The sequence below is a fragment of the Croceibacterium salegens genome, assembly GCF_009827435.1.
Lineage (GTDB): Bacteria > Pseudomonadota > Alphaproteobacteria > Sphingomonadales > Sphingomonadaceae > Croceibacterium_B > Croceibacterium_B salegens.
This window is the reverse complement of the sequence record NZ_WTYM01000024.1, coordinates 1-8,302: the sequence shown is the minus strand read 5'-3', so window position 1 is coordinate 8,302 and position 8,302 is coordinate 1. Positions and strand designations below refer to the sequence as shown.

General features: G+C 61.4%; 6 protein-coding genes. All 6 read right to left on the bottom strand.

Annotation, left to right across the window (positions count from 1 at the left end; genetic code table 11):
* Nucleotides 1-172: 172 nt before the first annotated feature.
* Nucleotides 173-1,651 (bottom strand): tryptophan halogenase family protein, encoded by a 1,479-nt coding sequence (locus GRI89_RS02525; protein WP_159791894.1) that lies wholly within the window; start codon nt 1,649-1,651, stop codon nt 173-175.
* A gap of 18 nt (nt 1,652-1,669) precedes the next feature.
* On the bottom strand, nt 1,670-2,662 hold the full coding sequence (locus GRI89_RS02520; protein WP_328598047.1) for a cupin-like domain-containing protein: 993 nt from the start codon (nt 2,660-2,662) through the stop codon (nt 1,670-1,672).
* 35 nt (nt 2,663-2,697) lie between these two features.
* Nucleotides 2,698-3,417 carry a SapC family protein gene (locus tag GRI89_RS02515; RefSeq protein WP_159791892.1) on the bottom strand — a complete coding sequence of 240 codons (720 nt, stop codon included), beginning with the start codon at nt 3,415-3,417 and terminating at the stop codon, nt 2,698-2,700.
* A gap of 136 nt (nt 3,418-3,553) precedes the next feature.
* A complete protein-coding gene (locus tag GRI89_RS02510; protein WP_159791890.1) occupies nt 3,554-6,709 on the bottom strand; it encodes a TonB-dependent receptor in 3,156 nt (1,051 codons plus the stop codon).
* 696 nt (nt 6,710-7,405) lie between these two features.
* Nucleotides 7,406-7,762 (bottom strand): demethoxyubiquinone hydroxylase family protein, encoded by a 357-nt coding sequence (locus GRI89_RS18345; RefSeq protein WP_407924959.1) that lies wholly within the window; start codon nt 7,760-7,762, stop codon nt 7,406-7,408.
* A gap of 199 nt (nt 7,763-7,961) precedes the next feature.
* The coding region (locus GRI89_RS02500) for a YadA-like family protein (protein ID WP_201290852.1) at nt 7,962-8,302 on the bottom strand (341 nt) is incomplete at its 5' end.

The window sequence follows — 8,302 nt, the reverse complement described above, 5'->3', positions numbered from 1 at the left end:
GTTGCTCCCTTTCGGCCACGAGGGCTCTTGGCTGGAATGGCAGCTAATGACCCTTGGGACCCATTCGTGACCTCGCTGTCGCGTGAGCTAGCAACCACTTGCGGAAAGGGTTCGTCCGACTTCATTGAATTGCCCCGCTTCAGGGGCACCAGCCGAGAAAGTCGACTTTGACTCAGCTTCGACAGTACTGGCTGAGAAACTGCTGGTGCTCCGGTAGGTTAGACACCGTCTCGCGGATGTTGCCCGCCAGAGAAGCGAGAGCATTTTGCAATTGGCCTGCCTGCATCATCCGCCCCATGGCGTGATGCGACTGGGGCTGCAGGCGCTGGCCGAGCATGACCTGCACCCAGGAATCGAGCCGGAACAGTTCGTCCGACGCCTGGTAGGCCACGGCACCTTCGCGGAAAAGTTCGATCCGCTGCGCAAGCGAAGGCGGAATGTCCATCTCGCGGCACTGCTTCCAGAAAGGTTCGTCGCGTTCGTTGAGGTGATAGTGCAGGATGATGAAATCGCGGATGGCCTCGATCTCGCTTCGCGACACGTCATTGAAGCGCTTGATTACTGCATCGAACACACCGTCAAACGGGAACATCTGCATTAACCGCGTCACGGCGATCATGATGAGGTGGATGCTGGTGGATTCGAGCGGCTCGACGAAACCGCTGGCCAGCCCGATCGCCACGCAGTTCCGGTTCCACGTCTTGCGGCGGGCGCCGGTCCGGAAGCGGATAAGCCGCGGCTCGGTGATCATCTCGCCATCGACGCGTTCCGCCAGCTTTGCGCGCGCCTCGTCGTCCGAGAAGAAGCGGCTGCAATAGACGAGGCCATTGCCGACCCGGCTCTGGAGCGGGATTTGCCACTGCCAACCCGCGTGATGAGCAATCGCGCGGGTATAGGGCCGCGCCGGGGCGGTCGCTTCTGTCTGCACGGCGAGCGCACTGTCCGTCGCCAGCCAATGGGTCCAATCCTCGTACCCGGTCTCCAGCGTCTCTTCGATCAGCAGACCGCGAAACCCGGTGCAGTCGACGAAAAGGTCTCCGGCGATGGCCTGGCCGTCTTCGAGCACGAGACTGTCGATGTAACCGCTTTCCGGATCCAGCCGAACCTCGGCGATCTTCCCTTCGACGCGGCGAACACCGAGCGGTTCGGCGAAGCCGCGCAGGAACGTGCCGTAGGCGGTGGCGTCGAGATGATAGGCATAGTTGAGCGGGGTGTCGGCTCCGCTCCTGAAGCGATTCGCCTCGGCCGCCTGCAGCTCAAGGCAATACTCGCCGAACTCGCCGGCCACGCCCATTTCGCGGGCCTGCAGCCAGATGTGATGGAAGTCCGCCATCCAGGTCGATCGTCCGGTTACGCCGAACGAGTGGAAATAGCGGTCTCCTTCGCGCGCCCAGTTCTCGAACGCGATGCCGAGCTTGAAGCTGGCCTGCGTGGCCTGGACGAAATCCCGCTCGTCCAGCCCGATCAGTTCGTGGAAGCGCCGGGCGGTGGGAATGGTCGATTCCCCTACCCCAACGGTGCCGATTGCATCGGATTCGACCAGCGTGATTTCGAGGAGCGTGCCGAGGTTCTTGGCCAGCGCAGCGGCTACCATCCAGCCCGCGGTCCCCCCACCGGCAATCACCACCTTCCTGACCGCTCGCCCTGTCATGACCGGCTCCCTCGTCCTTCAGCGGTTCATGCGATTGAGGACTTGCGCGCGCAATCGCCGCGCTTGCATTTCGTCCAGCCTGCCGAGGCTGCCCCGCGCCGCTTCGGGGAGATGGTCCCCGGGAAGCCCGGCGTCGCCAAACACGTAGTAATCGAACAATGCCCGCCAAGCCTGCTTCTCGCTCCCGGGCCGATCGCGCAGGCTGAGCAGCGCGTGCAGCAGGGTGGTGTGGGGAGTGTCGATGTAGGCCGGTACGGGGTTCCACCAGTAGTTGATCATCGCGTTGAAGCGATCAAGCGCCTCGACCTCGTGCCACCAGAGCGCAGGGTAGAACAGCACGTCTCCGGGCTCGAGTTCGGCTACCTGCGCGTTCGCCATGGCTTCGCGAAAGCGCGGGAAGCGATCGAGGTCGGGATTGCGGCAATCGACCATCGTGACGACCTGCCCGGCTGGCGTCGGGTCGAGCGGGCCCGGATAGAGGTTGGCGACCTGATCGGGCGGGAACAGCGTGAAACGGCGGCGGCCGACCATGCAGCATGCCAAGTTGTTCGACATGTCGTGATGCGCTGCGGCAATCGTCCGGTTGCCGATCCAGATGCTGGCCAGGGGCGTCTGCTGGGCGAAATCGGGGTGATCCAGCAGCAGGTCGTTTTCCTGGCGCAGACCGGGCAAGAACGTGTCGAGGTCGGTCGAGCCGGCATAGAGGGCGGGCGCCGCGTCGTCGTCTAACCGAGACAGGATCCGGTCGAGGAACGCACCGAGCGGAATCCGTTCCGCCGTAAAATTGAGGCTCCTCACCTCGGCATCATAATGAAAGCGTCCACCAATTTCGGGTGGGCCGACGAAGGCGGTGACCGGCCGGTCGACAGCGAAACGCTTGAGGTACGCGGCGGCGGCTTGTGGACCCTGTTGTCCCGCTTCCACCAACGGCCAATCCCGTGCCACGCCCTCCATGACAACCGGCGCCTGGGCCGCAAACAGTTCGTCGAAGGGAATGGCATCCGCGCGAATTCCGGAAACGCGCCGGACGGGAGGTGCGGCAAAGCTCACGAGGCGGCTTCTGCGAGTGTACGTCCCTTGATGTCCGCCAGTCTCTGCAAGTTGCCCAGCGAAGCGGCGAGAAAGAACGCGGATTGCAGGAACCCCTTCCTGTGCAACGCCTCCAGCGCCGGCCCGTCCAGTTCGGCAAGCCGCTGCCGGTCGATCGTCGTCACGTCGGGAACGGCGTAGACCTCGGTCTCGCTGACACGGACCTCGAGATTGAGAGTCCGGAGGAGATTGGCCGCGTCGAGGGTCTCGACCAGCGGGTCAAGCAGGTGATGCCCTACGTAGATCGTGCGCAGGACCCCGGTCATCCGTTCAAGGTACGGCGTGTTGCCGCCTTGAGGGAGAAACACGCCGATGCCCTCGCTGCGCGAGACACGGGGATGATCCATGTCCACCTTGATCATCGGTTCGCCATCGCCGCTTTCGGGGGCGGCAATACTGAAGGGTCCACGCTCGATGAGGGCGGGAACGTAGGCGGCCCTCCAGCCGCCCTTATCATCGAGGAACAGGTTTTCGTCGCGTGCAAGCCCGAGCAAGGCCACCGGGCGTAGCGCGCCGCTCGCGATCTTGCGAAGCACGATCGGGTATTCGCGCTGGACCTCTTCGAATTCGGTCGGAAAGACCTGCACCTGGTTGACCGCATCGCCAAACTCGGGGCCGTGCCGGGTAACGACCTTCAGGTCGTGGTGATCCACGTTGTTGAGCAGTACGGCGGTCATTTCGCTGGCTCGACGGCCCCTCTCTCCAGTTGCATGCACCTATGCGGCATCCTTGAGCCCGGCTCAATGGCAAGGAAAAAGGCCGCTGCACAGCAGCGACCTTTCTCCCTCAACCGTCACTTGCGTGAACGAAACATCAGAACCGATAGCGTGCTCCAAAGAGAATGCGCGGGTGCTGTTCCTGCGCGAACCACACCTGGTTCTTGTCGCGGCCATAGGACCGGATCGGCTCGCTCAGGATGTTGATCGCTTCGAGCGACAGCGCGATGCGGTCGGTCAGGTCGAAGCTGATGTTGGCGTCGAGCGTGCCAAACGGTTCGAAGAACACCGGGCTGCGACCGCCGCCACGGTTGACCGCCGACAGGAACTTGTCGCGCCAGTTGTAGGCCACCCGGAAGGAAATCGGTCCGTTCTCGTAAATGCCGGTCACGTTGAAGCTGTCGGCCAGTCCGACCAGCGCGTAAACGTTGGTGCCCGGGTCCGACAGGATATCCACGTTCACGTCGCCGTAGACTTTGGTGAACGAACCCGAGACGCCAAATCCGGTATCACCGAAGAAGTACTGTCCCTGAAGTTCGAAGCCGTGGATGTTGCCCGAGCGATTGTTGATCGGGGTCGAAACCTGGAATTCGAACAGCGGATCGTTGCTGTTGGCAATGACGTCGCGCGCCGCCAGGACGGTGTCCACGAATGCCTGGTCGAGTTGGCCGTTGGGCTGGAGGTGCGCCTGGAACTCCGCCGTTGCGGCGGCCACGTTGCCCCCGTTCTTGTCGATCAACGCCGTCATCGTGAACAGGCTGACGTCGCTCAGAACCGCGCCGAGGGCATTGATCTGGGTGATTGCCGAGCCGGAGCGCGAGCCAGCCGCGCCCGAACTCGGGTCACGCAGTCCGAACAAGGGCTGATCGACCTGGCCGACACCAACGAAGTTCTTCACGTTCTTGTAGAAGAAACCCGCCGAAACGTAGCTGGTCGGAGCGAAGTACCATTCGAGCGACACGTCGAAGTTGTTGGAGATCAGCGGAAGCAGGTCAGGGTTGCCCTGCGTGCCGCTGGTGACACCTCCAAGCGCAGTCGGCCGGTTGGGAGCCCCGGCCGACTGCGAGGCGAACAGATTGCCGTAGTCTGCGCGAGCGATCGTCTTGCTGTACGACACGCGGGCCACGACATTGTCCGTCGGTTCGATCCGGAAATCGATCGAAGGAAGCAGGTTGTTATACTCGCCCTTGCGAGTGATTTCGGCGATCTGTGTTCCGATCACGCGGGTGAAGTCGTTGTCGGAATCCCACTCGATCCGATCGGGCTGTGCCACCCTGGAGAAGGCCGTCACTTTGGTGTTTTCGTAACGGACACCGGCGACGAGGCCTGCCCTGCGGCCCATTAGCTCGCCGTCCCAGGTCAGCTGGGCATATGCGGACCAGATCTTCTCGCCGACCCGGTCGAAATCATTACCGCTGATGTTGATCGGGTTGCCGAGATTTTCATAATAGGGCGCGAACGCCTGGTAGAGATCCACGGCATTGCCACGAAAGGCGATGTCGGCATCGGTCACTGAATAGTGGTCGAACTGGCAGGCCATGCAGAACTGCTGGATCAGGTCTCCCGCCACTGCCTCGACGTCACCGACATTGTTGATGCCCCAGTCTCCCAGCGTCTGCTGGGTCTGGATGCGGGCGCTGGTCATTCTCGAATCGATGTAGCTGGTGCCTACGTCGAACCGGCTGCCGCCGCCGAAATCCCAACCGAGGTTGGCGCTCAGCTGGTCGATGCGGTGGCGCTGGCTGGAAGCGTTGGTGCGCTGCACCTGCGTGCCGAGATCGCCGAGATCGAGGATGCCGTTGTTGTTTCCGCGGTCGTCGGCCGTGCCGAGGATACCGTCGGTGCCGGCGCCGCCGTCATTGAGCGTCCACATCTGGTTCGGGACCTTGCCCGAGTAGTCGACCGAGTGTGCATCGACGACCGGGGCGCCAAAGCTGACGAGGGTCGAACTTGCGCCGTTGGCGGAATTCGGCGTGGACTTGGAGACCGAATGGTTTCCGTCGAGAGTGACTTCGAGACCGCCATCGCCTTCCCACATTGCGTTCAGGCCATAGGACTGAAGCTCGGTCTTGGTCGCACGGTACTGTTGCTCGAAACCGATATCCTTGGTGCCGAAGCCGCTGCCCTCGTCGATGTAGACCGCGGTCGGGACAGTGTCGCTCGTGTCGAACGTGATGTGGTCGAACGGCCGGTTGAACCAGTTGGTCTGGTCGCTGCGCGCTTCGGAAATCTTGTTCTGGGCAAACATCGCATCGGCCGTGATGGTCAGCGTGTCGGTCGGACGGTATTGCGCCGCACCAGACGCGTTGATGCGCTCACGATCCGATTCCGAGTAGTGGTAGCGGCTGTCATTCGGCACAGCGACCAGGGTCGACGGATCGCTCGGCGCTCCGGTAACGACCGTGCCCGGCCCCTTGCCCGGGAAGGACGAGAACGGGGCGATGTTCCAGTCGTTGGACGTTGCACTGGCGGCGGCACTCTGGCGCTTCTGGTAGGCACCAAACAGTGACACGCCGAAGATGTCGTCGTCGTCGGTCCAGGTCAGGACGCCGGAGAATTCCGGATCGATAGTGAAGTCGCTGTTGCTCAGGTCGTAAAGCGCCTTGGCGCCGACGCTTCCGCGCAGCCCCTCGCCCGAAACCTCGAGCGGGTGCTGGGTAACGATGTTGATCGAGGCGCCGATGCCACCAGATGGGATGGCAGCGCGGCCGGTCTTGTAAACCTCGAGGCGCTGGACGCCTTCGGACGCGAGGTTGTTGAAATCGAACGAGCGGCTTGTGGCCCGGCTGAAGTCCACCGACTGGTCGCCGCCGGCCGCATTGACGAACGAGGTCGCCATCTGTCGGCCATTGACGGTGACGAGGTTGAACTGCGGACCGAAGCCGCGGACGGTAACCTGCGAGCCTTCGCCGTTGACACGGTTGATCGAGACGCCCGGGATGCGCTGCAGGGATTCGGCCAGGTTGGTGTCAGGGAACTTGCCGATGTCTTCCGCGGAAATGGCATCGACGACGCCGCTGGCGTCGCGCTTGATGTCCATCGAGCGCTCGAGGCTGGCACGAATGCCGGTCACGACGATTTCGTTGCCCTGGTCGGCGTCCGACGTCTCGGTGGCGGGATCGCCGTCCTGTGCGAATGCCGGCTGGGTGAACACGCTCATCGCCAGGAGCGAGGCCCCCGCCGCCAGGGTGGCGCGAAGAAGCGGCGTCGCGCTGGCGCCACGAATCAGATTTCGATTGTCGAGTTTGGTCATTTCGATCCTCCCCAACCAGAAGACGCTTGTTGCCGCTTCTTGGCTTTTTCCGCCGGATTCCCGCCGGCCCTCTCTTGGTAGCGCTATCATTTCGACTCGTGGTAGCGCTACCAATTGGCTCGTAATATCACTGCAATTTCCGCTGTCAACTTTGCAAAATGTATCAGTCCTCTGCGCAAACGCGTAATTTTGGGACGAAGTCGCTGCAGCATCCGAAATCGTGCTGCAATGCGGTAGCGCTATCAGGCGCAACCCTCTCGCCCCCCCTAGTTGGGAGGTGAAACGACAAGATTCAGACTAAAGATGCAAACTCCGGCTGTTAAGCGGCATGGCCGGGGCGCACGGTACGTAGTGACAGTATCCGAGGTGTGAGGCGGGGCCGAACTTTATGCATTATTTGTTAAAGTCACCTACTTACTATAATATCTATTTTGGTATTCAATAATCATTATTCAATTGTTCATATGTTTTTTGTTCGAAAAGAGATTGTTATTTAGCTCCATTATCGTGTGTATGGCGGCGTACGATCGTGGGCGGGAAGCGCTCGTTGGGATCGCTGCGCATCAAATGCATACCCTGCCAGAATACCGCTTCCGTTGACGAGGCAATCAACGAGTCAATTATTCTTGGTCAGAAGGTATTCGGGGCAATTCGACTCGCCGACAGATCGTGGTGCTCCTGCCCCTCCGCTATGATCTACCGCAAGGTCGTGGCAGCCTCATCATCCACTCCGCTCAGCGTCTCCGCTTGCTCATGCATGTGCCGAAGAACAACTCGTTCGATGGCGGCGGTAGATGCAAGGATCGCTTGCCGCCCCGCCAATCCCGTCACCGTGCCGAGCACAAACTCTCCAAAGCAGCACCAAAGATAGCTCCGGCACTGGCGGCGATTTCGTCGACGCAAAACGGCACCGAATCGAGCACCATGCCCACGCTCGTGTGCCAGAAAGTCGTCTAATTCGTCCAACGTGTCTGGGGCTCGCCAAAGAGCAAACCACCCCTGAGCTCGGTAGATGCACACGGCACCATGTTCGCCTGAGTGGTCGACCTTCAGACGCGGTCGCAGAGCGTCTCACCAGCTACTGAACGAGCCGCTAGTGTCATCGAAAGGACTTGTCAGCCATATCGGACATCCGCAAGTGGGTCGTTATCAGCCGGTCCGCATATGGTCGCTTCTTAGCTCGGTGACGAGGTCATGAACTGGGTGGAAGGCAGACATCGGCTCGGCTCGGATGTGCGCTTTGCACTAAGTCTCAGATTCCGAATGCAACGCCCACTCTTCCGCCAGTGGATTTCTTGGCAGTCGATCCAGCGAAGCCTGCCGAGACGTAGACCCGTGGGGCCACTCGGGCGGCGATGGTGCCCGAAAAGCCCTGCTCGCCACGATAAGTCGCCGCGTTGAAGTTCACCGACAAGTTACTGTCGGGCACGACCATCGTCCCACTGAGCGCCATCGCCGCGGCGATACCGCCCCTCGTGCTCTCATTCATTTCGTCGAGCCGGAAGGAGAGCGCGTCCACATGTTCCTCGAGTGCATCGAACTGGGCGTCGGTGACGGCGAGGGTAGAGATGAGTTGCTTGGTGATCTGTTCGA

Excerpts from the sequence above, each read along its gene's own strand:
- GRI89_RS02525 (WP_159791894.1), bottom strand. The coding sequence starts at position 1,651 with ATGACAGGGCGAGCGGTCAGGAAGGTGGTGATTGCCGGTGGGGGGACC.
- GRI89_RS02515 (WP_159791892.1), bottom strand. The coding sequence starts at position 3,417 with ATGACCGCCGTACTGCTCAACAACGTGGATCACCACGACCTGAAGGTC.
- GRI89_RS02510 (WP_159791890.1), bottom strand. The coding sequence starts at position 6,709 with ATGACCAAACTCGACAATCGAAATCTGATTCGTGGCGCCAGCGCGACG.